Origin of the sequence: Microcoleus sp. S13_C3 (genome assembly GCF_036700905.1) — a bacterium.
Taxonomy (GTDB): domain Bacteria; phylum Cyanobacteriota; class Cyanobacteriia; order Cyanobacteriales; family Microcoleaceae; genus Microcoleus.
In genome coordinates this window covers 81,842-106,262 of record NZ_JAUBPT010000002.1, presented here as the reverse complement: position 1 = coordinate 106,262, position 24,421 = coordinate 81,842, and the positions used below count along the sequence as shown (strand labels likewise).

The following is a 24,421-nucleotide window of genomic DNA, read 5'->3' as shown; positions in this document are numbered from 1 at the left end:
AAAAATTTAATATCAAAGTTATAAATTTTCATATTAGCGAGCGCTTTTTTAAAGCTTTCATGTTCTTCGGCTACTGTCATAAACTCGATCCACCCATCAAGATAAGTTATCTCCCAACCCGGAGAGTCGGCCATCAAAGATTCGAGCTCCTCAAATTGCTCCCAAGTATAATAACCGGGGAGAATCAATCGCTATTCTGCAAGCGTACCTATTTCTTCTAAAGTTTTTGCTGTCATAGGTATCACCATCCTATTTTAAATATTACTAAGCTGTTGTGCATTTAAATTGTATATTTCGAGTCCCGATCAAAAATCGTCAAATCCTCTCCCCTTCTCCCCTTCTCCCCCTCTCCCTCTCTAATACCATAGGCAATCATGCAACACAGCTTAGCCCCTACCCAGCACAAACCAGGCAGGGGCATTCACTCACATTCTAACTTAATGAACTAGCTCGATCGCCCTTTTAGTCAACGCCTCAGCAGTCAACCCATTAAACGCCATTAATTGACCAGCACTAGCAGTAGTTTCCCCCCGCTTCCAAGCGAAAGTATCCCGCTTGCAATTGCTGCGGAGCATCACAGGTTCCAACATCCCAGAAGCACCGCCTGTCACGCCAATTAAGGCATCTCCGCCAAACAATTCCGCAAATTTCTCATCGCTCAAAAAGCCGCCGTCAGCTTCCGAACAAGTATCCCAAGCAACATCGCTAGCACGATACAAACGCCGGGGATTCACAACAGAAACAATCCGCACTCCAATGCCTTCTGTTTCCAAAAATGCCGCCGCTTCAAACACAGGCATTAAAGTCATGTCGCCGACAACTGCAAACACAACTGTCTTATCTCCTGCTATTTCGTGCAGCACTATTCCACCGTCTTGCAAACCTTGGCGAGTCTGTTCAAAAGTAGTGCGAATTGGCAGTGGCGACTTGCTTGCAGTAATCACAACTCCCTTATTTTTAGCAGTCAAAGCCCACTCGTAACAAGCTTGAATGCTGTTAGCATCCGGTGGAAACAAAGGAAACACATTTCCGTTCCGCATCATCGCCGCAAAATAAGCCTCAATTTCCGGCCGCTGGTGCGTCCAACCGTTACGGCCTTGTTCCAATGCACCCGCTGTAAATAAGGTGACAGTTGCCGGAGTTGGACGGCGCAATTCTGCCATTGCTTGGGTTACAGTTTGCCAAATTGGTAAACCGTTGATGGCAAAAGATTCGTAGGAACACCACAAACTCCGCGCTCCGAATAGCGATAAACCTACGGCTAAACCAGCGCAAGCATCTTCGCTCAAAGGTTCGTAAACTTGACCGTTGGGCGATTGATTGTACAGGTCATCTGTCGTCGGGTGAATAATCTTAAGAGCTTGGTTGATATTGGCAATTGCCGATGCTTCATTGCCGTCAGCATTAGTCACAAGAAAAGTCCGATCGCGCTCGCCGACTTTCCCTACCAAACGTCCCATTGCTGTTGTCGAAATCTTCGGTTCTCCCCCAACTGCAAATTCTTCTAAAGGCAATTCGCCTAAATCTGCCAGCGGCAAGGTAAACTCAGTAACAACTGTTTTCGCCGCCGGCCCGCCGCCCGCACGCTCGCAATTTGTCCGCACCAATTGCCAAGCAGCAGCAGTCAAAGCGCGCTCTTTTAGAGCACTGATAATGTGCGGAGCATCCAGCGTATCTTTCGGATAAAGGTTGTGAGATTTTGCTCCGCGCGCGTGGACGCCGGCACCTTTCAACTGTTTGATAATAAACGCAGTTAATTTGCCGCCGAGAGCAGATTTTGCCGCTTTGTCAACTCCTTGTAAAACAGCTTTGGTAAATGCCATGCGCTGTTCGAGCGAAAAAGCAGTGCTGTCAACATAATCTTCCGGTTGATTTTTATCGTCAAATTCCTTAGCATCAACTAAGATAACTTCTTCAAAACCGTTGCCTTGCCAATAAGCAATCATTTCAGCATTAGTTTTAGTTGAAACCATGCTGTGATGTTCCTGAGAATATCCGTTCCAAACTAACACTGGCAAAAAGTTAGTAGCTTTGGGATAAGCAGTGTGGAAATGCGCCATGCTGCTCATCGGATAAGGTTCGCCCATGCCGCCGTCGCCCATTGTGAAAGCAAACAGTTTGTCGGGGTGCAAAAGCGCTCCAGCCATTGCGAAATGCTGCCCTTGTCCGAGGGGGCCGGCCGGTGCTAAAAGGCCGGGAATGAAGCCGGAAAGATGTCCTAACAAACCGTCTTTTTCTCGGAATTTATCGCGCACTTGCTGCACGTTGAAAATTCCCATATCCTCCAAAGATCGATCGAGAAACATGGCGCTGTAAAAGCCGGGGGCGTGATGGCCCACTTCGGTGACAATGTTCTTGTGTCCGAGCATCACCAAAGCGGCATAGGCCTCAGCTTGGCTAGCAAAACCCCCCGGATGTCCCGATGCCTTGCTGGCGGTGACTTGCAGCGTCAGGTACCGCAGGGCGTCTGCTCCCAGCATCGTTTGAAAGACGGCGACGGGATCGGCAGGATCGGCGATCGACTTGCTCCCCTGGGCGATCGCAGGTGTTTTCCCATAAGTATCAAAACCAGGGACTGTTTCAGAAAAATATTGAATGCCTTCGCAAAAAGCGGGCGTTGTTGACGTTGCCTGCGGGGTAGTTGCTGTCATGCTTGATACCTGAAAAATTTGAGTTAGATTAATGTAAGAGTAATTTTATAGCTTCCGTGTTCCAAAAAATCATGAGTTCTATTATGTCAGTGATAAATAAGTAAAATATGTCAACTTTTCAGCTAATAAGTAGTTGTTTGAGAACCCCGACTTATTTTAAAAAAGTCGGGGTTCTGTGTTTACCCATTACTCATCCCTCTAAAATCTTAAATCCCCAATCTAAAATTGTTCCAGCCGTTCCCGGACATCGATATACAGCACAGTACCGCTTTCAGAAAGAGAAGGCACAGCCTTTTGATTCCCCAGCCAAACAAAAAAACTGCTAAGTGCAGGAGTCGGATCTTGATCGCGGCGCAGCGTGTAGATCAAACCTTCGCAAGGCCCATTAACGCGGCTAGTCGTGCAAATCGCTTTCTGGTTATTTACCATACCCACCGTCACATAATTTAGCTGTTTATTTCGGTTATAATTTTCAAGGCGCTGAGTCACTTGTTGGCAGCGAGTTAGAGGATCGTAGCCAGAACTAGAAAAGAAATTAGAATTCCAGCGAATCCAAGGTTCCCGGAACCCTTGCGGATTTTGATACACAGTCACCGGCTCGCCCGTTGAGGTATCGCACACAAATCCTCCATAACCCCGATTCGGTTGGTTTTGACCAGATGCGCTGCTGAGAGAAAGATTGCTGAGAATATCAAAGCCGTTACGCTTGTTTTGTGATAGCAATGCCATAAAAGCATCGATCGGGATTGCCGCGTTCAAGCCCGTTTTTATCTCCTCAATCTGACCGTTCCACTGACTCCTAATTGTGCCAACAGTATCCCCCTGGCCGTGAATTCCTATTACCCTGCCCTCAGCATCAAATACAGGCCCGCCGCTCATCCCGCGCCTGGTTACAGCTTGGTAGCGCAGACGATACCCTGATGAGGCGCTGCCCAAGCGAGAAGAGATGATACCAGCAGTAAACTCAAGTTTTCGTTCAACTCCCGAAATGGGCAGCGGATAGCCCGAAACGTAAATAGCAGAACCCACAACAGCACGTTCTGACTCGCCCAGTGGTGCTACTGGATACTGTTCTCGGCTCTGAAACTGTATTAAAGCCAAGTCTATATCCCTGTCATTTTTCGGTAGGCGCTGTATTCTAATCGCAGCATAATCCTTCTCCAAATGAGTGCGAATACTGTATTTTTGAGCGAGGCTTGCCACCACATGATTAGCTGTCAGAACAGTGTAAATATTACCCTGTTTGGCAATAATTACTCCCGATCCACTAGCAAAAAAACCCAGCGTGTTGTTGACTTCCACGGTTGTCAACGTCGCTAGCTGGGCAATTTCTTCTGCTGTTTTGGCACAGGCAGCATATTGTTGGCTAACAACCGCCGTCACTGTTAATGCACCTGTCAAGATGATTGTCAGCGCGTCAAACCGCAAACTCCACACATTCATCGATAACTCCCTAGATGAAACGAGGCGAACTGCAAATATATACTAATCGGAATTCCCCAACTGGATTTAACCATTTTTTCCAATAATTCCGCTGTTGGTTCACTTCCATCTTCATTCTTCATAGACGCCAAAATTTGGATTTCGATACTTGCCCCTACAGTTAATCCCAATCAAGAAACCTTTGGCATTAAAAATCGGGTCGCCACTCCTACCGATTTTAACCTCATTTGTATAGCCCAATATAACCTTGAGGCAAAGATTTGGGTAGCAACACCGAAACGAAGCCCGCTTGATACTCCCCAGCCCTAAAGGGACGGGGATTCTTGAAGAGTCCAAATACGAACTTTCAAAGGCGAAATCAAAGCGCCTCTACTGACTCTTTTAAGGCATAACCCTAAAGTTGTCGCTACTTTTCGCAAAATATTTCCAGCAGCATTACAATCTGCGTTAATTTTGCTTCCGTCTTTTGAGCGATACAGTCCGCGATTGATGCGCTTTCCTGATTCTTTCCACCCTTCAGTTTTTTCACCGAACTTAGGTAGTTCATCCGAATCTAAAAAACTCGCCTTACTTGTATAGCTCTCTTCAGTTTCAATGAACTGGATACCATATTGTTCACAAAGCTGGGAAATCCTGTCCTTCAATCGAGCGGTAGGAATTTGCACAAAATTTTGATTGGTTTTGTTACCAAGACTTATTTCTTGGCGCATTCCCTTGTTCCAGCCAAAAATAATTGTACCTATTTGGTTTTCTAGGCAATGATTCAATACTAATCTAGCTGCTTTGTTAACAGCATCTCTCGTTTGTCTGTTTCGTTTTTCCGTGATTTTTGCCAATCGCTTAGACCAAAAGCCTTGAGGTCTATGCTCTTTGATCGACGCAACCCGCTTGTTATACCATTGGTTTAATGATTTTAGATGCCGTCCATCTACGATAAAACTTGTTCCTACATTGGAAACGCAAGTTAACCAATTATTCAATCCTGGATCGATACCCAGAGCCTTACTAACATCCAGCTCAACTGCTGTTGACTGAAGTTGGTAGACAAACTCGACATAAAATTGTTTATTTCTTGGTAAAATGCGAATCTCTCTAATTGCCTTGTAGTCTAGGTTAGATGGCATTGGCAAATAAAATTCACCAATTCCAAACCAGAGTTTGACCTTACTTCCCAACGGGAATCTCAATTGTCCATTCTTTAGCTTTACGTCTGCCTTTGGGAAGGTTACAAGTTTTAAGCTGTTTTTGCGGTATTTTGGTAGTTGAGGATGTTGCGTTACCGTACCACCCTTGATTCCTTTTAACAGCCCAATGTACGACATAAAAGATTCCGCAACGCTGGTCAACGCTTGTTGAGCAACATGGGAATATAGTGCTTTAAAGTGAAGATTATCCTTGAACAACTTGTGTAAGTCATACTTGCTAGGAATTCTCCCGGTTTTAAAATATAACTGCCGAGAATAGTAAGTCCCGCAGTTAGCTAACTTGTTCGACTCTTCGCATACAAATTCCAGTACGCTTCTTAGCTCTCGACTTGGACTGATTAGATTTTGCTGGCATCCATAACTAGACATTTTTCTGATTCTCAATGTACTGCTTAATTACTGAAATTGGCGCACCGCCAACAGTTGCAATAAAGTAGCTATTCGTCCATAGAGTTGGCAATCGACTTTTTAGCCAAGGAAATTCTTGGCGAAGATATCGAGAAGAACGCCCCTTCATGTACCGAATCAGCTTGGCAATCCCAAACTGAGGATCGCACTCGATCAAAAGGTGAACGTGATCTGGCATTACTTCCATCTCGATTAATTCACTGTTAAACTCGGTCGCAACCTCTAACAGTATTTCCTTTAATCGGGTATCGACACCCTCAATTAAAACCTTTCGGCGATATTTCGGACACCACACAATATGGTATTTACACGAGTAAACAACATTTTTGTTTGATTTGTAATTAACGCTCATATTATAGTTATACAGCACGAACCTGCATACTAGACTAATTTTGCATTAAGATTTGTTAAATGCTGGAGGCGGTTGAAACCGCTGCCGACTTATCCCCGTGTCTAAAGCCCTTGTCATTACCAACATTTTTCAAACGACTGGGTTGTAAAATCAGCAGCCCAGCACATATCCATCAATCGACTAAATCCTCGCCATAGGGTTTGCCAACCAGGAAGCCCATCATTTTTACGTCCCAGAAAACCTCCCAAACGGGCAACATATTTCCAAAACTCACCAATACTTAAATTTTTTGACAACAAACCAAGGCGAGCGACTAAAATATTTAGCATGATCGGGGGTACAAAGTGTTGAGCCGGCAATTGGGGATGACTGCGACTAATTTGGCGTAGCTGTAATAATCGCACGGCGACGACCGCAAAAAACCCAAGTAATGTGACGCTTGGCATTGGCAGAACTTAATTGACGTTTTTCGAGCGCACAACCAGTTTTCAGGCACTTATGATATTCTTCAATCAACCAGCGACAAGCGTACCAGTCGAGTTGGATTAAGGCAGAGTTGGCATCTGTTACAGGTACTGTTGTAAACAGAATCCATTCCAAATCACCATCTACTGACCAAGCACGTATACACCAACCATTAATTGGCTGCTGTTTTCTTTCATTACCCGTCGCGGGCGGTTGAATTATTAACGGTGACCAAGCAACCTGTAAATCCACCTCACGCTTGGGTTCGCCATTGCGACCACGTAGCACAATCGTTTTGAGTGCCATTGGTTCCAAGCTACGAGAAAATGCTTTGAGATGTCCTTTTGTTGCGTCTGGTTTGGTAATTACACGATTTTGAGTGACCCGCAATAAACAGTACCAGTGCAATGCCGTAGTACGTCGGATATATGAAAAGATATCGCTGCCTCGATCCCCAACACTTACCCACATTGAATTAACGGCTGGTGCTTCGCCGATTGATTCGACCATCTCCGACCAAATTTCACCTTCACTTTCGGTTCTGAGTAATTCCTGTGAAATGTTCTCAATTTCGAGATTTGGGCTCTGGTGACTGCGTACCCAAGGTATTTGTCCTGCCAGTCCCAGTATCTCCGGGTTTCCCGGCACTGGTACTACTGCCAAGCAATTATGCAGCATTATCCCTCGCCCTCTACCGTCGCCGATATGTCCTAACCCTTCTATGTTTCGTGCTTTTGTGTAATCTAGTTCTGATGTGTCCTGGATAAATAGGACAACCTTCTGCGAGCTGTTTTTGGCTCTGACTTTGGTTGCGGTCGTATGTGGTTTAATCAACTCACGGTGAGTAACTTCGGCTTCTGCAAATAATCTGTAGGCTGCTCTGACTTCATTCCAGCCTTCCATGATATTTGGTAGACTTGCTGCTGGGTTCGCTGCGAGTGCTGCTCCTACGACTACCGCTCTGTCTGTACGACGACTATCCCCCAACTCGGCATCTCCCCACTGTTCAACAGCCCAAGTCTGGAGGTCTGTGAAATTACTCAACTTCATACTCTGACTCTAATACACCTCAGTTCCACTTTAAAATATGTTGGTAATGACAAGGTCTAAAGCCAGGGGCTTGCGTCTCGTTCTTCGGTCAATCGATTTTAGATTTTAGATTTTAGATTTTAGAGGCGACCCCACGGATAAATCACGTGGCGGATACCACCTTTGAAATTCGTGGTCAGCGAAACTCCCAACCTCAGCACTCCCAGGAAAGCCGACTGCCAACACTGGCTCAGACACCGACCCGGGTTCAAGGCTGAATAGTGCTATTTTATACTCGATCGCGCTGCGAAACAGAGCGATCGCCAGATCGGTATTGCCCAGCCGCCTCAGAAGTGCTAGCAGTGGGTAGATGAGGCCGTCGTCGGTGACAAGTCCGATCGCCACAACGTGCTATTTAGTCAGTATCCTATAGGTTTGGGCCTGCTGGCCGACGATCGCCCCGGAACCATAAGATTTCCCCGTCGGGCTGCCTACTGCTGTTTGACGCGCCAAATTTTCCACCTCAATCCTTGGAATTGGCGATCGGATGGAAAATTTGCCAATCTTTAAGGCTGTCGGAACGGTGGGGGAAAGGGGGCAGTTGCGCCTCATCATCCATGTTTTCCCCTAGCTTTTCGCGGACATCAATGTAAGGAATTTTACTGCTTTCATCAAAAGAGGGCATCCCGACATATCCTTGGCGCCAAGCCAACAAATTATACAAAGAGCCGATCGGGTCTTGGCCAGGTCTGAGGGTATAAATCAAATTTTGACAGCGCCCATTGACTTGATTCGCCGTGCAGATGACGTTCTGGCCGTTCATTTGGCCTGCAGTAATGTACTTAAGCATTCGTTGGCGGCGATAGGTTTCGAGGCGTTGACTCACTAATTGACACCGAGTGGCCGGATCGTAGCCAGAACCGGAGAAATAATCGGAAGTCCACTCAATCCAAGGCTCTACGGCACCTTGAGCGTTTTGGTACACCGTCACCGGCGCACGGGTCGAGGTGTTACACCAAAATCCACTTTCCTCCGGTACTCGCCGACCGTAACTCGGTCCAGAAGCAACCGTCAGGCCGCTGAGGGCGATGGCTGTTGCCACCAAAACTTTTGTCAATAATTGCTGTTTCATGATTTTTTCCCTGTGTTTTATGAGATTCGGCACAAAAATCACCGAATGCTGCGATAACACCCTTGACACGCTTGTTCGTTACAACTCAGCTGACTTGGAAATTATGTTCTTCGCGACTTGACCAGAAACCAGTTTTTTTTACGAAAACACTTCGTTGTAGCCCTTATGCCTGGTTAAAAAACCCGGTTTTTTTGCTCTTGATGCGTAAGTTTTGATATTGTTCGCAACTTGCACGTTTCCTCTAACGGCGATTTCGGCGCTGTTAAAAAAAGCGCTCCGAAGCCGACATTAAAATGCGCGCGCCAGTCGGAATTCTGTCCTCATTACTACTAATCCAGCTCGGGCTGTCGCAAACCGGAAAGAGGTTCTTTACCTCAGATATTGGAATGGCTCGAATTGCAAGGGTACATCACACCTACTGACACGGTATTTGATATCACTTACGAGCTCGGTCGCGAGCTTGATCTGCTGAGACAGGTAGATTCCTGGGTTACTGCACTGAGGCGTAAAACCCATCTTGCTGGAGCTAACACTAAAATCCAGGTATTAAAAAGAACTCTTAACTTGTTTTCATCTCCGTACTGCGGGAAATACTTCTAAGTGAGTGTAATCAGGGTCTAAGTGCTTTCTACCACCAAAATTTACCCTCCATACACTGACGTTTAGTGGAGTATTAAAAACTATGAACCGTATCTGCAAACAGTTAGGATATTTAGGCGTTTGGTTAATTTTGATGGGCGGTAGCAGTTGTTCTAGCTCAGATGCAGCTACCTCAACCGAAAACCAGAGGCAACTCTCAGCCAGCGCCCCTCATTTCCAACACCTACAGCTAACGGAAAATCAAATTGAGGCTCGATCGAGTCAATTAAGGCAGCCTTCTAACTCTGTTGCCTCAGTTTTAGGCAGTGCTGCCCTCTCAGAAAATACTGCCACCGTTACGGTTTATAAGGTAGATAATTTGTGTCAAACTCTGAAGCCGGAAACAGTTACAGGCCCAGAGAACCAGTTAATGTCATCGGCGGTTAATGAAGTGTTAAAGCAGCAGATTTTCGATAGTCTTGGTTTGGCGGGTTATCGCCTCAAGATCGATCGCGACCTCGGAATAGCTACCGTGGATCTGCGAGCATCGGGAAATTCGCGGCAGAAATTGCAAAATCTGTCCAGTTGTCAGATGTTAGGTTTGTTCGGGGGCGTGCGCCAAACTTTAACCAATTATGCTCCTTGGCAAGTCAAAACTGTGCGTTTTACAGAGCTTGGAGAGGATATTTTGAACACCGTTCGAGAATAAGCTATTAAAATTATTGGAGATGGGACTGACGCACTTCTCCCCTTAAAAAAAGGGTTGGGAGGGACTGAATAAACCTTCAAACCCTTTGAGATTTTTTGATGCTGCTAAGTCCTGTGACCAAAACCCCGGTAATTCCTATGACACTACCTAACGGCCCCAAAGCTCCACCCTTGGTGCAGCTAATTCAATGGATCGGCGATCCCCTGACATTCATGGATAAATGTGCCAAACAATACGGCGACATTTTCACAGCTAGAGTGAACAACGGGCAACCATTGGTGATGATCAGCCACCCCCAAGCTGTCCAGGAGATGCTCAACAGCAATGCGTTTCACGCTCCAGGCCGCCTGAACAGCATCCTAAAACCCTTGATGGGAGAACAATCCATGATTATGCTCTCGGGAGAAAGGCACAAACGCCAGCGCCAATTATTGATGCCACCCTTTCACGGGGAACGGATGCGGAATTACGGCCAACTAATTTGCGATATCGCTCAAGATGTTGCCAGCAAGTGGTCGGTCGATCGACCTTTTGTGGCCCGCAGCGCGATGCAGGAAGTCACCATGCGGGTAATCTTGCAAGCTGTCTTCGGCATGGATGACGGGCCGCGATTGGAAGAGATCAGGCCCCTACTTGCCTCAGTCCTCGATATGACCAACTCTCCCCTGCGATCGAGCATACTGTTTTTCGGCTGGATGCAGCAAGATTGGGGCTCTTGGAGTCCTTGGGGACGCATGAAACAGCGGCGGCGGAAAATTGACGAACTGATGGAGGCGGAAATTGAAGAACGCAGACTCCAACCAGACGCCAACCGCACCGACATTCTCAGCTTAATGATGACCGCGCGCGACGAAAACGGGCAACCAATGACCAATGAAGAATTGCGCGACGAGTTGATGACGCTGCTGTTTGCAGGCCACGAAACCACAGCAACGGCCCTAGCTTGGGCGTTTTACTGGATTCACCACTTGCCCTCGGTGCGCCAGAAGTTGCTGCAAGAATTGGACAGTTTGGGGGAAAATCCCGATCCGATGGAGATTTTCCGCTTACCTTACCTGAGTGCAGTTTGTCAGGAGACGCTGCGAATTTACCCCGTGGGAATGCTGACGTTTGCGCGAGAAGTTCTTACGCCTGTGGAACTGATGGGACATCAACTCGAACCGGGCACGGTTGTCATCGGCTCGATTTATTTGACCCACAGACGGGAGGATTTGTATCCAGAACCGCTGCAATTTAAACCGGAACGGTTTTTGGAGAGGCAATTCTCGCCGTATGAGTATTTGCCCTTTGGAGGCGGCAGTCGCCGCTGTATCGGCTTGGCGCTGGCGCAGTTGGAGATGAAACTCGTGTTGGCAACCATTTTGCGCGATTTCGACCTAGTATTGGCCGAGAAAAAGCCCGTACAGGCCAAACGCCGAGGGGTGACTTTAGGCCCTGCCGGCGGCGTGCGGATGGCTCTGCTGGGGCGGCGGATGTCGCAGCAGAAGCCTGAACCTGTTGTTAGTGGGGTTTGAAGTCGCAGCAGTTGCAGCGGGCGATCGAACTTTCTGCTTTGAGTGCAAACAATTTAGCGAGAATGTGCGATCGTCCGCCAATGCCACCATTTTTTGTAGCACCCGCTACAGATAAATAGCTAGAATCCTTAACCTGTAAGCCTCCCCCCTCTCAATTTTCAAATTCTCAGTCTAAAATAATAGGAGCCTCGCAAACACAGCCTGAAAGCAAAAGTGGGTGATTGCAATAGTCCTCTTGATATCTCAAAAGCATCCCTGCCATACTTTAAAAACATATGCATACCCTGTTATTCAGCAAGGTCGGAAGCGCGTTGGCATTGCCACCAATCTTCCGGCCTCTTTATTTTTTGGGCGACTTCAGGCATTGGGTACAAGATGCAGAAGGCAAGGCAAAAATATAAATTCTCCCCCTGTCCCCATCTGCCCCTCTCCCCAATCTAGAGCTTCTGCCTGTCATTGAAATAGAATCCGACAGCAAGTTTAAGGAATCACTAAGGAATAATTAATAACTTGTTAAATCAGCTCCTTTTGCCCTTCTCTCAATCTTCTGTTTTCAGAAATTCCGATACCGAGACAGACTTCGGGAGACTATCCATATCTTGAATTTCGCTTTCGTGGGCAAAGAACTCGACTTCTTTGTCGTCAATCTGGATCTGATAGCTAGCGGTAGCTGTCACAACCCGTCGCTTTTTTTTATCTTCTATTAAAACCCAACACACGACAGGTCTTACCCATCTCTCAACGTGCTGGTTTTGCTTCGTACTCCCAAAGGCATACCAGCCTTTAGCTTCAATAATTTGAAGCACTTTAAAATCGTTATTTGCCATATATTTCTATCGTGTTAACTTCAGTATTCTTCTTAGATAGAACGGGTAGCTTGCTAAGCAGGGCAAAGGTTTTGCAATTCCAAACCGCAGTAGATAACCGGATTTTTAGTCAGGATAAGCGGGTTGGCAGGGCCTTGTCTGCGTTGTTGCCTGCTAAATTTAGTGGGATTTTTTGTACTCTCCCACAATTACGGTAAAGTATCTATACCGCATCCTCAAAAAATATTCTCGCATTAGCCTCAACAGCAGCCAACTCGACCTTAGCTAGCTGCATCTAAGTGGATGCCAACTGCTTCTAACGCCTGGTTGGTGAGAGCGATCGGCATACAATACTGTTAAGACTTTTTGCTGCAATCAACTATCATCTTTACCCAATGGGGTAAAACTTAACTAGAGGTTGCCGCTTTCAATTCTAAGCCTCGGCGCGCCTAATTCCTAATTAATTGTATGGTGTAGTTGATAATTGCCAAACCGTCGATCGCACTCAACAGCCGTGTCTAACTCTTCGATTACCATCACCGTTAAACTGTTCGCCGCCTTCGGTGAAGCCTACGGCGTTTCGGAACTTACCTTAGAACTTCCTCCCGAAACCCCAGTGTCTCAAGTGCTCGAAAGCTCGATCGCCCAATATCCTCAATTAGAACAATGGCGCGATCGCACCCGCTTTGGCCTCAACCTGGAATTCGTCTCCCCCGACACCATCCTCCAAGACGGCGACGAACTTGTCCTCATCCCCCCCGTCAGCGGCGGGTAGGCTAAGTTGGTTCATCTGAAATGTTGCACCATTGTCAATAAGCTTTTTAGGAACAGGCAAGATGCCTGTTCCACAAAGAGTGAATTTTCTTGTGGAACAGGCATCTTGCCTGTTAAGCGAGAATGGTGCAACATCTCAGTTAATCTGAAATGTTGCACCATTCTCAATAAGCTTTTTATGAACAGGCAAGATGCCTGTTCCACAAAGAATGAATTTTGTTGTGGAACAGGCATCTTGCCTGTTAAGCGAGAAGGGTGCAATATCTCAGTTAATCAAAAATTCGAGGTTTTGTAGTTGTGTTCGATCGCACGACTGCCCAATTGTTCGCCAAAAAAAGATTTATTAAGTTTTGTAACAATTTCGGCTGCAAATCATCCTTGAGCTCGATCGGGCTGGCGTGCGGGCCTGACAATCTGGATTCCCATCCCGATCGTGAAAACAACTCAAATCCTTGTGGTGTGGGCGTCCCGCCCGCCCAAATATCAAAGTTAAATACACCACCTTTTAACTGAAAAATCAATCCCGACTAAAAAAATCGGGTATGGTTGACGGGCTAAATTGACCGTGCTAATCTTGCACAAGACTAAGAAAACATCGCAAAACTAGAGAGTTGAGCTATGACCCAGGCGACCAGAACCCAATCCACAGCAGCAACCTTCACAGCCCTCAAATGTAAAGAATGCGGCGAAGAGTACGAACTCCAAGCCAAGCACGTCTGCGATTGCTGTTTTGGCCCGCTTGAAGTCAAGTACGACTACGACGCCATCCGCCGCAGCGTCACTCGCCAAACCATCGCAGCCGGCCCCAACTCGATCTGGCGCTACCGCGCATTTTTACCAGTCGCTACAGATAACGTCATCGATGTCGGCACTGGGATGACTCCTCTATTAAAATCCCACCGCTTGGCGCGCCGCCTCGGTCTAAAAAATCTTTATATTAAAAACGATGCCGTCAATATGCCCACTCTCAGCTTTAAAGACAGAGTGGTGTCAGTCGCCCTCAGCAGAGCGAGAGAATTGGGTTTCACAACGGTATCCTGTGCCAGCACCGGCAATTTAGCTAACTCTACGGCTGCGATCGCCGCCCACGCCGGACTCGACTGCGTAGTCTTCATCCCCTCCGACTTAGAAGCAGGCAAAGTCCTCGGCACTCTGATTTACAATCCAACTGTCATGGCAGTTCACGGCAACTACGACCAAGTTAACCGCCTCTGTTGCGAAGTCGCCAATACACATGGCTGGGGATTTGTCAATATCAACTTGCGTCCCTACTATTCCGAAGGCTCAAAAACCCTCGGTTACGAAGTTGCCGAACAGCTAGGCTGGCAATTGCCCGATCACATCGTCGCTCCCCTCGCCTCGGGCTCTTTGTTCACAAAAATTTACAAAGGTTTTCAAGAATTCACCGAAGTCGGTTTAGTTGATGAAAAGAAAGTTCGGTTCAGCGGTGCCCAAGCTGACGGCTGTTCCCCCATCGCCCAAGCCTTCCGCGAAGGCCGTGATTTCGTCAAACCGGTGAAACCGAATACAATTGCTAAGTCGATCGCGATCGGCAATCCAGCCGACGGTATGTACGCCTTGGAAATCGCCCGCAAAACCAACGGCAACATTGAATCCGTCAGCGACACCGAAATCATCGAAGGCATGAAACTGCTAGCAGAAACTGAAGGCATATTCACAGAAACTGCAGGCGGCACGACCATCGCAGTCTTGAAGAAACTCGTAGAAGCAGGTAAAATCAATCCCGATGAAACCACCGTCGCTTACATCACCGGCAACGGTTTGAAAACGCAAGAAGCAGTTCAAGGCTACATCGGCGAACCCATCACCCTCGAACCGAAATTAGAAGCGTTCGAGCGCGCCTTAGAACGCGCCCGCACGCTCGAACGCTTAGAATGGCAACAAGTTTCGGTTTAATAGTCATTAGTCATCAGTCATTAGTCATTAGTTATAAGTTATTAAGCTGCTGACTACTGACTACTGACTACTGATTAATAGTCATCAGTCATTAGTCATTAGTTATTAGTTATTAAGCTGCTGACTACTGACTAAGGACTACTGATTAATAGTCATCAGTCATTAGTCATTAGTCATTAGTTATTAGTTATTAGTTATTAAGCTGCTGACTACTGACTACTGACTAAGGACTACTGACTAATGACTACTGACTACTGACTACTGACTAAGGACTACTGACTAAGGACTACTGACTACTGACTACTGACTAAGGACTACTGACTAAGGACTAAAAAAATGACCGTCAAAGTTTTAATTCCCACTCCCCTGCAAAAATTTACCAACAATCAAGCCACCATCGAATGCGCCGGCGATAACATTTCCGAACTCATTGAGTCGCTGGAAACCAATTGTCCCGGCATCAAAAAAAGCCTGTGTGACGAAAAGGGAGAACCCCGCAGATTTCTCAACTTCTACGTCAACAGCGAAGACATCCGCTTTTTGGATGGCTCAAAAACAGCCCTCCAAGATGGCGATGAAGTCAGCATTGTTCCTGCTGTTGCTGGTGGCTGATTAATTTTAAAATAAACGCAAGTGAACGCAGATAGATTTAAATAACTATCTGCGTTTACTTGCGTTTATTTACGGTTTAAAAACTACTCCTTCCCTAACCGAGAAAATCCTACAAATCCCGGCGGATTTGGTAAGTAGCTGCTTCCTGAAATACATCGAGTCGCAACTCTTCAATCTTGACAAGTTTAAATGTCTTAGCAAAATAGATATCATATCAAATCCGTTGACATCGGAATGATTCATCTGTCTCTTCCGTTTCTCTGTATCCTCTGCGCCCTCTGCGGTTTAATCATTCCAATACAACCGGAATTCATATCAGGAGTTACGTCGATCGATACTGACATTTTTTGGGCGTTGCACCATTTGAGAATGATTATTGTAGGGTAGGCGTCCCGACTGCTGTGAAAATAAACCGGACGGGCGGGACGCCCATCCCACAAAAAAATCAAAATCATCCTGCTATTATGCAACGCAGTTTTTGGAGGTTGATTAACAGTAAGACTTTTTCTAACATTTGCTAACAATCACTTACATTTGCCTTCTGGTCTTCATGTCATATAGAATGAATTTAGCCACTCAGATGTAGGTGAAAAACCTTGGTAGTACGCAACCGCTATATAAATAAGTTGCCTCTACATTATCAAAGCAAATAATCAGATTGGCGTGGGGCTGTAAGCGATAACCAAGCTGAAGGCAAGAATATAAGTGCTTGTAGAAATTTCTACGGGCATCGGTTGATACGCCTTGGTTGAGATCTGATCTCAACTTATGTATTTGTTAGCAAATGTTAGCAAAAAAGTATCGGTGAAGCTATTTAGGAAATCAAATCTAGGTTTGTAGTTGCGCTTGGATACCGAAGCGCAACTACAAACCTAAAACTTATTTCTTTGTTCGCAGTGCGTCAGGAAATTATCGCACTAGGAAGCTGCCCTTGCAGCAGTCCGGGGACGGCGCCGGCCTGTCACCTGATTGGCAGGAGATGGCAAGGAGGGCGATGGCGATGATGGCGATGGCAAGGATGGCGATGCCGATGATGGCGATGATAATAGCTTAGGTGCTTCCAGGGAACCGGGAGATACTGCTGCTTTTTCCGATCGCACTGCTTCTTCAGGAATTTGCATCAGGAATACCAACAGCGGATTGCTTTGAAGTTCCCGGCGCATCACTCGCTGAATTGCCTTTTCTATTTGCGTTTGAACTCCTACCCAGTCAATATCAACTTGTGAGTCAGCAGTGGCGGGTTTGACAAATTCTGACCAACGATCGCTCAAAACTGTTTCAATGGTTTGAGTGATTAATCCGATCACCTCCGTGCGATCGGCTGATGTCACCACACCTTTCAAGTGAACTTCTGGTTTGGCAACTAATTTGCCTTCCCAATTCAAAGCCGCCGCTACAGTTACAACGCCATCTCCGGCTAACTGCTGACGTTCCTTGAGGACGCTAGCTTTGACCACGCCCGATCGAGAAGCGTCTACCAATTCAATTCCTGAAGGCACTTGGCCAGCAACTCGTATCGAATTTTCGGTCAATTCTACGACATCGCCGTTATCAATAACCACCATATTGCTAGCGGGAATGCCCATGCTTTGAGCCGTCTTGGAGTGCTGGATCAGCATCCGGTGTTCCCCGTGCACTGGCAAGAAGAACTTGGGACGAGTCATGTTAATCATTAACTTTTGGTCTTCTTGACAGCCGTGACCCGAAACGTGAATGCCTTTATCGCGGCCGTAAACCACGTGTGCTCCCAGCATCATCAGTTTATCGATCGTGTTTACCACTGCGATCGTATTTCCGGGAATCGGATTAGCCGAGAAAATGACTGTATCGCCCTTTCTGATTTTCAGTTCGTGATGTTCGCCGTTAGCAATGCGAGTCATCGCCGCCATTGGTTCGCCTTGAGAACCTGTAGTTAAAATCAGCACCTTGTCTTCAGCCAAATTGCGGATTTCTTTCAGCGGTTTGAAAATACTATCTTCGCATTTGATGTAGCCGAGATTGCGGCAGTGAGCGATGACGTTAAGCATCGACCGGCCAACCACTCCGACATACCGATTGTTTTTCTTAGCCAAGTCCAAAACAATTTGCAATCGGTGTACCGACGAAGCAAAAGTCGTCAGCAGCACTCTTCCCGGTGCTTGAGCGATAATTCTGTCTAAATTCGGCGCCACAGAACTTTCCGAAGCGGTAAAACCGGGAACTTCCGAGTTAGTAGAATCGCTGATCAAGCACAGCACGCCTTTCTCGCCGTACTCGGCTAGCTTTTGCAAATCAAAATGCTCGCCGTCTACAGGAGTGTGGTCAATTTTAAAGTCTCCGGTGTGGATCACAATTCCCACGGGAGTGTGAATTGCCACCGTAAAACTGTCTGCCATCGAGTGAGTGTTGCGGATGTATTCGACTAAGAAATTCTTGCCAATTCTTACAGTATCCCTGGGTCGAACCGTTCTCAATTCAGTGCGGTGAGACACTCCGGCTTCTTCGAGTTTTCCGGCTAGCAAAGCCATCGCCAAACGGGGGCCGTAGATGACTGGAATTTCAAATTGTTTGAGGTGATAAGGAATTCCCCCGATGTGGTCTTCGTGACCGTGAGTCACGATCATACCTTTAATTTTGTGGCTGTTTTCCCGCAGGTAAGTCATGTCTGGGAGGACAATATTTACCCCGTGCATTCCATCTGTCGGGAACGCTAAACCGGCATCTAAAAGAATGATTTCGTCGCCGTACTCGAACACACAAGTGTTTTTACCGATTTCGTGCAGCCCGCCGAGGGGAATAACTTTTAGAGCAGATGCAGTTGTATTTTTGATCATGCGTATCCTTTGTTAGTTATTTTTGTTATTGGTCTGTTAACTGTTGACTGTTGACTGTTGACTGTTGACTGTTGTCTGTCGTCTGTCGCCTACTGTCTCGACCTCTCCAATAATCCCTGTGGAACAGGCATCCTGCCTGTTCAAGACAAGCTTTTTGGGAGGTTTTTATCTGTTGTTCGTTGATGGGGGCGATTTTTTCCAAGATATTTGTGGAAAACTCCCCTACGGGGTTTTACTATCCCCTACAGTCAGTTGTCTTTTGCCTTCAGTCTTTAATCCTCAGTCTTTACTTTTTGACTGTTAGCTAATTACTAACAGTTAATTACTAATGACTAATGACTAACAACTAATGACTTATCACAACCAATATTCAGTTGTCTGAAAACTCGTTCTCGCTCGTCTAGCTAGCTGATACTGCTGCTAGCTGACTCAGTACGTCCTTTAACTTTTGAGTTACCTCAACGGGCGGATCGCACAGGGGCGGACGGGTGGAGCCTACATCCCAGCCTTGAAGTTTGAGAGCTGTCTTGACGGGAATGGGATTTGTGGTGAGAAAAAGAGCTTTAAACAGGTCAAAAAGTTGCAAGTGAATCTGGGTAGCGACTTGAACTTGACCGGCCTCGAAAGCTTTGATCATCTGTTGCAGTTGCTCTCCTACCAGATGGCTGGCTACGCTAACTACACCAGATCCTCCTACCGCCAACATTGGCAAAGTTAGGGAATCATCTCCAGAATAGATGGCAAATTCAGGGGATGTCAAGCACCGAATTTGACTTGCTTGATCCAAGTTGCCACTTGCTTCTTTTACGGCCACAATGTTGGGGATTTCTGCCAATCGAGCCACCGTCTCCGGCAACATATTCTGACCAGTGCGACCGGGGATGTTATATAACATTATAGGCAATTCGGGAGCAGATTGCGCGATCGCCCGAAAATGATTATATAAACCTTCTTGCGGGGGTTTGTTGTAATAAGGAACCACCTGCAAACAACCATCTAACCCTAGTTTAGCTGCTTTTTGGGTAGCTGCTACTGCTTCTGAAGTAGAATTCGATCCGGCTCCTGCGATTACCAACGCCTTACCGGCCACCGCCTTTTGTACCACCTGAAATAATTCGTACTCTTCATCCCAGGTCATAGTGGGAGACTCGCCAGTAGTGCCGCACACTACCAAGCTATCTGTACCGCGATCGGCTAAATGAACTGCCAATTGTTCTGCTACCGCATAGTTAACGCTGCCGTCTTCCTTAAACGGCGTAATCATTGCAGTCAGAACCCGTCCAAACTTTACCACACTTTCTCCGATTTTAGACTGTTGATTTTTGATTTTAAATTTTTGATTTCAGATGAAAGGTTGATCTAAAATCCCCAATTACAATTTCCCAATTGCCAGGGTTCCCCCTAAGTAGAAGCCGCCGCCACTTGGGTTCGCAACAAATTTTTTTGAACCAGCAACTCAGCTATCTGCACCGCATTTAAAGCCGCCCCTTTGCGAATTTGATCGCCCGACAGCCACATTTCCAACCCGCAGGGGTGAGAAATATCTTGGCGAATCCTGCCGACTAACACGTCATCCTTACCGCTGGCCTCGACAGGCATCGGGAAATAATTAGCTTGCCAGTCTTCTACCAGCTTAACCCCGCTTGCCTGCTTTAAGATTTCCCTGGCCTCGATCGCGCTAAAAGGCTCTGCAAACTCTAGATTAATCGCTTCCGAATGAGCCCGCAGTACGGGAACCCGCACACAAGTTGCCGTAATTTTAATCTCGTCCGTACCAAATATCTTCCGAGTTTCGTTTACCATTTTCATTTCTTCTTCACAATACCCCAAATCGTTAATAGGGGTGTTGTGCGGAAACAAATTAAATGCTAAGGGGTATGGAAATATATCTGTTTTGGGCGTTTCCCCCTGCAAAATTGCTCTTGCTTGAGCTTTCATTTCCTCCATTGCCCTCGCCCCCGCCCCGCTGGCAGACTGGTAAGTCGCTACAACGATGCGCTGTATGGGCCTAACTTTGTGAAGTGGCCAAACGGCAACTGCCATCAAAATAGTCGTGCAGTTGGGATTAGCAATTATACCTCGGTGAGCTGCTGCTGCTTGGGGATTGACTTCGGGAACCACTAGCGGTACCGTCGCATCCATGCGGAAGGCGCTAGAATTGTCAATTACCACTGCTCCGGCTGCCACCGCTTGCGGAGCCCATAATTTAGAAGTAGATCCGCCGGCAGAGGCGAGCACCAGATCTACATTATCAAACGATCGCGCCGAAACTGCTTCGACCGACAGCATCTCGCCGCCAAAAGGCAAAGTTGTGCCTGCTGAACGTTCCGAAGCCAGCAGCTTCAACTGAGAAATCGGAAAACTCCGGCTGTGCAATAGTTCTAGCAACTCGGCACCGACTGCGCCGGTAGCTCCTAAAATGGCAACTCGATAGGATTGAGACAAATTAGTTTCCTCCACAAATTATAGTTTCAACGATCGAAATCAAAAATTTAAATAACTGCAATTCTCAATATCAAACTTAATTAATGTTATGCGACATCAGGAGCATGAGAGGATGGCAATGGTGCAGTTAAGCGAAAAGGGCGATCGAACTTCCTGAATGCGACGTGCGATCGTACCCAATGCCAGTTTAGCATCTTTTGTCGCTCGCCCACGCCCAATCCGCATCCGGTTAAGTTTTGCGATATATCTGCATTTTCGCAGGCGCATCCATTGACTTTGACTGGCCGCAGAGACCGGCAAGATTGACATCACAGGGCGATATGTGCTATGGTGCATCGGCAATTAGTGGACTTAACCTCCACATTCCTAGCAGCAAAAGCTAGTATCCTCAAACCAAAACTATTTGGCAAGAGCCAAAAAAGTAGCCGGCAATGACTTACAGTCTCATCCGGTAAAGGTGTTGTAGTTGTGCCGTTACGAGTCAAAGCGTACAAAATTAAAATGCAGGCAAAGTCAGATTTGTATGTATTTTATCAAGGAAATTGGGTCTAAAACCCTGTCCTTCTAGGACGGCTTTAATTTCTTAAATCCCTTCCTAAAAGTCAGGAAATTTCTAGTATTCTAGAGTAGTCAAGGTTAAACTCCTGCGCCCTAGTGCATAAAAACAGTTAACGACACACTTTGGCGCGTAAACCGGGGGACAAAGAGCGGCGAAAACTCTATAAACAGCTAGGAGCTTAACACAGTTCCTTTAACCAGAGAAACAAACTATTTAGTCTTGTTAAGTAGGGTAGGGCATACCCGAACTCTAGGTAAATATCCTAGTACGCTTTTGGAGATAGACCAAGAAGGGATGACTGCGAATCATGCTCGTTAATTGGTAGGATTTCTACGGTTAAAAAGTTTGAGGATTGCCGAAAGGACGCAACATTTTAAGGTCAGTCGCTGAATTAAGAATCCCTGTCCTTTAGGTCAGGGAGTGTCAATACACTATTGTTAAATATCACAAAAGCCGATGAAAGTAACCCAGGAAAAACTTCCAGCTAGCCAAATTGGTCTGGAAATCGAAGTACCGTCAGAAAAGTCAAAACAAGCTTACGAGCAAGTAATTAAACAATTTGCTCGCGAGGTTAATATTCCTGGGTTCCGCAAAGGCAAAGTTCCCCGTCAAGTTTTGCTACAGCGCCTAGGCCAGAGTCGTTTGAAGGCGACGGCTTTGGAAAATTTGATTAATGATTCCCTGCAAAAAGCCCTGGAACAAGAAAAAATTGCCGCAATTGGCAGTTTTGAACTTCGCACCGAGTTTGAAGAATTACTAGAGAAGTTCGATCCAGAACAGCCTCTGATTTTTTCGGCGAAGGTTGATGTACAACCCGAAGTGAAAATGGGTCAGTACACAGGTTTGCAGCTTCAAGCAGAAGAAGCTAAGTATGATGAGGGTCAGGTAGATGAGGTATTGGCAAAATATCGATCGGACAAAGCTACTTTAATCCCCGTAGAAGGCCGGCCGGCTCAGTTGGGAGACACGGCTTTGGTTGATTTCTCCGGTAGATTTGCGGAAGCACCCGAAGGCGAAACTCCCGCAGAAATTCCTGGCGGTCAAGCAGAAGACTTCCAAGTAGAATTATCGGAAAATCAGTTTGTACCGGGCTTTATCCAAGGCATGATCGGGATGAATCCGGGAGAAACTAGAGAAGTTTCTGTGCAGTTCCCAGATGAGTATAGCAGTGAAGAATTAGCAGGAAAACCGGCAGTCTTTACGATTACTCTCAAAGAACTTAAGGAAAAAGAATTGCCGGAGTTGGACGACGACTTCGCCCAAGAAGTCAGTGAGTTTGAAACTTTAGCAGAACTGCGCGAATCGCTCGAAACTCGGTTTAAAGCAGACAAAGAAAACCAGACATCAGCTAATAAGGAAAAAGCTATATCAGCAGCCCTCGTGCAGCTAATAGAAGTGGAAATTCCCGAAACAATGCTCGATCGCGAAATCGATTATTTGTTGAATCAACAAGCCCTCCAATTGAAAAATTACGGCATAGATATCAACCAACTGTTTACGGAAGAAAATATGGGCCCGATGCGGGAACGCTCGCGCCCGGAAGCAATCGAGCGCCTCAAGCAGAATTTAGCTCTGGCAGAAGTAGCCAAGCTGGAATCCTTATCTGTTGAACCAGCAGAAGTAAAAGCAGAAGTAGCAAAAATCAGAAAGCAGTTTCCCAAAGGAGATTTTGACCCCCAAAGGTTGCAGGAATTTGTAGCAGAAGACTTGCTCAAACAAAAAACCCTGAAATGGTTGGAAGAAAAAGGAACAATCGAACTCGTACCTGAAGGCTCTCTGACTCCTGCTGCAGAAGAATCTGATGCAGATGCAGATGATGCAGATGATGCAGAAACTTCAGAAGCAGCCACAAGCGTCGAAGTTGAAGTTGTAGGCGAAGATTAGGGCGCAGAATCAAAGTAGTAGGGACACCGCACGCCAGCCCTTCTTCGTGTCAACAAACACGTTAAACCCGCATTCCGGCAGGGAATTCATTCCCTGGCGGACTAGCGGATCCACTGGCGGACTTGGCGGGCTGAAAGCTTAAGTGGACACTAATGGGGTATTGGAGTGTCCCTACGGCGGGGATCGATGGGGGTATCTGAATTGCGATCGAATTTTACGTTTAATGTCGAGCTACTGTTGAATTTGGGTTAAATAGTCACAAGATTTTTGCTCGACTATACCCAATGCCCAATGCCCAATGCCCCATTCCCCATTCCCCATTCCCCCGATATCTGTTCAGAAGAGGCATAATAGTTAAAAGCTGGCGGCTTAATTTAAAGCTTTCATCAGCAGCAGCAAATTGTCTAGAATCCTTGACTGGTGTCTTATGGTTGTATCTCAATCTTCCAATTACCTAATTACAAGCTATAACGATTTTGATGTCAGTTCCAGCCCCAGCAATGTAGTGCCGATGGTGCTAGAACAGTCGGGGATGGGCGAGCGGGCCTTTGACATTTACTCGCGCTTGCTGCGGGAGCGAATTGTGTTTTTAGGAACTCCCGTAACCGACGAAGTTGCTGACTCGATAGTGGCTCAGCTATTGTATCTAGATGCCGAAGACCCAGAAAAAGATGTCCAAATGTACATTAATTCCCCCGGCGGCTCGGTGACGGCCGGCATGGCAATTTATGACACAATGCAGCAAATCCGCCCGGATGTGGTGACGATTTGTTACGGTTTGGCAGCGAGTATGGGCGCATTTCTGCTGACAGCAGGAGCTCACGGTAAGCGGATGTCTCTTCCGAGTTCCCGGATTATGATTCACCAGCCGCTTGGAGGCGCTCAAGGTCAAGCAGTGGATATTGAGATTCAAGCCAAAGAAATCCTTTATCATAAGCGTAAGCTGAATCAACTGCTAGCGCACCACACAGGTCAACCGATCGACAAATTAGAGGCGGATACAGAGCGCGACTTTTTTATGTCAGCCGAGGAAGCCAAAAATTACGGTTTGGTCGATCGAGTTATCGAAAAGGAAAACCTTCCGACGGCGGGAGAGAATGTCACTGCACTGAATTAAGAGGCTG

General features: G+C 46.6%; 23 protein-coding genes. 8 read left to right on the top strand and 15 right to left on the bottom strand.

Going from position 1 to position 24,421, the window contains the following annotated elements; genetic code table 11:
* Positions 1 to 437 precede the first annotated feature (437 nt).
* The 8 genes from QUA16_RS01130 to QUA16_RS01095 all read right to left on the bottom strand — a co-directional run bounded on the left by QUA16_RS01130 (position 438) and on the right by QUA16_RS01095 (position 8,685).
* A complete protein-coding gene (locus tag QUA16_RS01130; protein WP_333104975.1) occupies positions 438 to 2,651 on the bottom strand; it encodes a phosphoketolase in 2,214 nt (737 codons plus the stop codon).
* A gap of 219 nt (positions 2,652 to 2,870) precedes the next feature.
* Positions 2,871 to 4,094: a COP23 domain-containing protein gene (locus QUA16_RS01125; RefSeq protein WP_333104974.1), complete on the bottom strand. Its 1,224-nt coding sequence runs from the start codon at positions 4,092 to 4,094 to the stop codon at positions 2,871 to 2,873.
* A gap of 305 nt (positions 4,095 to 4,399) precedes the next feature.
* On the bottom strand, positions 4,400 to 5,668 hold the full coding sequence (locus tag QUA16_RS01120; protein WP_333104973.1) for a transposase: 1,269 nt from the start codon (positions 5,666 to 5,668) through the stop codon (positions 4,400 to 4,402).
* Positions 5,661 to 6,059: an IS200/IS605 family transposase gene (tnpA, locus tag QUA16_RS01115; RefSeq protein ID WP_333104972.1), complete on the bottom strand. Its 399-nt coding sequence runs from the start codon at positions 6,057 to 6,059 to the stop codon at positions 5,661 to 5,663. The genes QUA16_RS01120 and tnpA overlap by 8 nt, the downstream gene beginning before the upstream one ends.
* Positions 6,060 to 6,175: 116 nt before the next feature.
* Positions 6,176 to 6,505 carry an IS4 family transposase gene (locus QUA16_RS01110; RefSeq protein ID WP_333104971.1) on the bottom strand — a complete coding sequence of 110 codons (330 nt, stop codon included), beginning with the start codon at positions 6,503 to 6,505 and terminating at the stop codon, positions 6,176 to 6,178.
* Positions 6,435 to 7,568 (bottom strand): IS4 family transposase, encoded by a 1,134-nt coding sequence (locus QUA16_RS01105; RefSeq protein WP_333104969.1) that lies wholly within the window; start codon positions 7,566 to 7,568, stop codon positions 6,435 to 6,437. Before QUA16_RS01105 ends, QUA16_RS01110 begins: the two co-directional genes overlap by 71 nt.
* A gap of 111 nt (positions 7,569 to 7,679) precedes the next feature.
* Positions 7,680 to 7,958 carry a hypothetical protein gene (locus tag QUA16_RS01100; RefSeq protein ID WP_333104967.1) on the bottom strand — a complete coding sequence of 93 codons (279 nt, stop codon included), beginning with the start codon at positions 7,956 to 7,958 and terminating at the stop codon, positions 7,680 to 7,682.
* A 118-nt stretch (positions 7,959 to 8,076) separates the two neighbouring features.
* Positions 8,077 to 8,685 (bottom strand): COP23 domain-containing protein, encoded by a 609-nt coding sequence (locus QUA16_RS01095; protein ID WP_333104966.1) that lies wholly within the window; start codon positions 8,683 to 8,685, stop codon positions 8,077 to 8,079.
* A 682-nt stretch (positions 8,686 to 9,367) separates the two neighbouring features.
* Between QUA16_RS01095 and QUA16_RS01090 the strand changes: the two genes are divergently transcribed.
* The 3 genes from QUA16_RS01090 to QUA16_RS01080 all read left to right on the top strand — a co-directional run bounded on the left by QUA16_RS01090 (position 9,368) and on the right by QUA16_RS01080 (position 11,606).
* The gene (locus tag QUA16_RS01090) at positions 9,368 to 9,973 is read left to right on the top strand and encodes a hypothetical protein (RefSeq protein ID WP_333104965.1); all 606 of its coding nucleotides are present in this window, start codon (positions 9,368 to 9,370) and stop codon (positions 9,971 to 9,973) included.
* 137 nt (positions 9,974 to 10,110) lie between these two features.
* The gene (locus QUA16_RS01085; protein WP_333104964.1) at positions 10,111 to 11,487 is read left to right on the top strand and encodes a cytochrome P450; all 1,377 of its coding nucleotides are present in this window, start codon (positions 10,111 to 10,113) and stop codon (positions 11,485 to 11,487) included.
* Complete coding sequence (locus QUA16_RS01080) at positions 11,484 to 11,606, top strand: hypothetical protein (RefSeq protein ID WP_333104963.1); 123 nt, start codon at positions 11,484 to 11,486, stop codon at positions 11,604 to 11,606. Before QUA16_RS01085 ends, QUA16_RS01080 begins: the two co-directional genes overlap by 4 nt.
* Before the next feature lie 420 nt (positions 11,607 to 12,026).
* Here the strand turns inward: QUA16_RS01080 and QUA16_RS01075 are convergent, their stop codons facing one another.
* A complete protein-coding gene (locus tag QUA16_RS01075; RefSeq protein WP_333104961.1) occupies positions 12,027 to 12,314 on the bottom strand; it encodes a hypothetical protein in 288 nt (95 codons plus the stop codon).
* A gap of 493 nt (positions 12,315 to 12,807) precedes the next feature.
* On the opposite strand from QUA16_RS01075, the gene QUA16_RS01070 reads away from it, so the two are divergent.
* Positions 12,808 to 13,068: a MoaD/ThiS family protein gene (locus QUA16_RS01070; RefSeq protein WP_333104959.1), complete on the top strand. Its 261-nt coding sequence runs from the start codon at positions 12,808 to 12,810 to the stop codon at positions 13,066 to 13,068.
* 268 nt (positions 13,069 to 13,336) lie between these two features.
* On the opposite strand, the gene QUA16_RS01065 is transcribed toward QUA16_RS01070, so the two are convergent.
* A complete protein-coding gene (locus QUA16_RS01065) occupies positions 13,337 to 13,588 on the bottom strand; it encodes a hypothetical protein (protein WP_333180973.1) in 252 nt (83 codons plus the stop codon).
* A gap of 97 nt (positions 13,589 to 13,685) precedes the next feature.
* Between QUA16_RS01065 and thrC the strand changes: the two genes are divergently transcribed.
* Positions 13,686 to 14,984, top strand: a complete 1,299-nt coding sequence (gene thrC / locus QUA16_RS01060; protein ID WP_333104957.1) for a threonine synthase — start codon at positions 13,686 to 13,688, stop codon at positions 14,982 to 14,984.
* 336 nt (positions 14,985 to 15,320) lie between these two features.
* Positions 15,321 to 15,596 carry a MoaD/ThiS family protein gene (locus QUA16_RS01055; RefSeq protein ID WP_006632924.1) on the top strand — a complete coding sequence of 92 codons (276 nt, stop codon included), beginning with the start codon at positions 15,321 to 15,323 and terminating at the stop codon, positions 15,594 to 15,596.
* Positions 15,597 to 16,513: 917 nt separating this feature from the next.
* On the opposite strand, the gene QUA16_RS01050 is transcribed toward QUA16_RS01055, so the two are convergent.
* From QUA16_RS01050 to QUA16_RS01030, 5 genes are all read right to left on the bottom strand, one after another.
* The gene (locus QUA16_RS01050; protein ID WP_333103403.1) at positions 16,514 to 18,409 is read right to left on the bottom strand and encodes a ribonuclease J; all 1,896 of its coding nucleotides are present in this window, start codon (positions 18,407 to 18,409) and stop codon (positions 16,514 to 16,516) included.
* A 25-nt stretch (positions 18,410 to 18,434) separates the two neighbouring features.
* Entirely contained in the window at positions 18,435 to 18,611 is a 177-nt protein-coding gene (locus QUA16_RS01045; protein ID WP_333180972.1) for a hypothetical protein, read from the bottom strand.
* A 198-nt stretch (positions 18,612 to 18,809) separates the two neighbouring features.
* Positions 18,810 to 19,703, bottom strand: coding sequence for a 4-hydroxy-tetrahydrodipicolinate synthase (gene dapA / locus QUA16_RS01040; protein ID WP_333103402.1), 894 nt, complete (start codon positions 19,701 to 19,703; stop codon positions 18,810 to 18,812).
* A gap of 107 nt (positions 19,704 to 19,810) precedes the next feature.
* Positions 19,811 to 20,854: an aspartate-semialdehyde dehydrogenase gene (locus QUA16_RS01035; protein ID WP_333103401.1), complete on the bottom strand. Its 1,044-nt coding sequence runs from the start codon at positions 20,852 to 20,854 to the stop codon at positions 19,811 to 19,813.
* 96 nt (positions 20,855 to 20,950) lie between these two features.
* A complete protein-coding gene (locus QUA16_RS01030; RefSeq protein ID WP_333180971.1) occupies positions 20,951 to 21,190 on the bottom strand; it encodes a hypothetical protein in 240 nt (79 codons plus the stop codon).
* Between the two features lie 679 nt (positions 21,191 to 21,869).
* Between QUA16_RS01030 and tig the strand changes: the two genes are divergently transcribed.
* Together tig and clpP are read left to right on the top strand one after the other, a co-directional pair.
* Complete coding sequence (gene tig, locus QUA16_RS01025; RefSeq protein WP_333103399.1) at positions 21,870 to 23,297, top strand: trigger factor; 1,428 nt, start codon at positions 21,870 to 21,872, stop codon at positions 23,295 to 23,297.
* A 427-nt stretch (positions 23,298 to 23,724) separates the two neighbouring features.
* A complete protein-coding gene (gene clpP, locus QUA16_RS01020) occupies positions 23,725 to 24,414 on the top strand; it encodes an ATP-dependent Clp endopeptidase proteolytic subunit ClpP (RefSeq protein ID WP_333045253.1) in 690 nt (229 codons plus the stop codon).
* The last annotated feature ends 7 nt before the right edge of the window (positions 24,415 to 24,421 follow it).

Excerpts from the sequence above, each read along its gene's own strand:
- QUA16_RS01075 (WP_333104961.1), bottom strand. The coding sequence starts at position 12,314 with ATGGCAAATAACGATTTTAAAGTGCTTCAAATTATTGAAGCTAAAGGC.
- tnpA (WP_333104972.1), bottom strand. The coding sequence starts at position 6,059 with ATGAGCGTTAATTACAAATCAAACAAAAATGTTGTTTACTCGTGTAAA.
- QUA16_RS01130 (WP_333104975.1), bottom strand. The coding sequence starts at position 2,651 with ATGACAGCAACTACCCCGCAGGCAACGTCAACAACGCCCGCTTTTTGC.
- QUA16_RS01030 (WP_333180971.1), bottom strand. The coding sequence starts at position 21,190 with ATGCACCATAGCACATATCGCCCTGTGATGTCAATCTTGCCGGTCTCT.
- QUA16_RS01095 (WP_333104966.1), bottom strand. The coding sequence starts at position 8,685 with ATGAAACAGCAATTATTGACAAAAGTTTTGGTGGCAACAGCCATCGCC.
- QUA16_RS01085 (WP_333104964.1), top strand. The coding sequence starts at position 10,111 with ATGACACTACCTAACGGCCCCAAAGCTCCACCCTTGGTGCAGCTAATT.
- QUA16_RS01090 (WP_333104965.1), top strand. The coding sequence starts at position 9,368 with ATGAACCGTATCTGCAAACAGTTAGGATATTTAGGCGTTTGGTTAATT.
- QUA16_RS01120 (WP_333104973.1), bottom strand. The coding sequence starts at position 5,668 with ATGTCTAGTTATGGATGCCAGCAAAATCTAATCAGTCCAAGTCGAGAG.
- tig (WP_333103399.1), top strand. The coding sequence starts at position 21,870 with ATGAAAGTAACCCAGGAAAAACTTCCAGCTAGCCAAATTGGTCTGGAA.
- QUA16_RS01125 (WP_333104974.1), bottom strand. The coding sequence starts at position 4,094 with ATGAATGTGTGGAGTTTGCGGTTTGACGCGCTGACAATCATCTTGACA.
- QUA16_RS01055 (WP_006632924.1), top strand. The coding sequence starts at position 15,321 with ATGACCGTCAAAGTTTTAATTCCCACTCCCCTGCAAAAATTTACCAAC.
- thrC (WP_333104957.1), top strand. The coding sequence starts at position 13,686 with ATGACCCAGGCGACCAGAACCCAATCCACAGCAGCAACCTTCACAGCC.
- clpP (WP_333045253.1), top strand. The coding sequence starts at position 23,725 with ATGGTTGTATCTCAATCTTCCAATTACCTAATTACAAGCTATAACGAT.
- QUA16_RS01110 (WP_333104971.1), bottom strand. The coding sequence starts at position 6,505 with ATGCCAAGCGTCACATTACTTGGGTTTTTTGCGGTCGTCGCCGTGCGA.
- QUA16_RS01050 (WP_333103403.1), bottom strand. The coding sequence starts at position 18,409 with ATGATCAAAAATACAACTGCATCTGCTCTAAAAGTTATTCCCCTCGGC.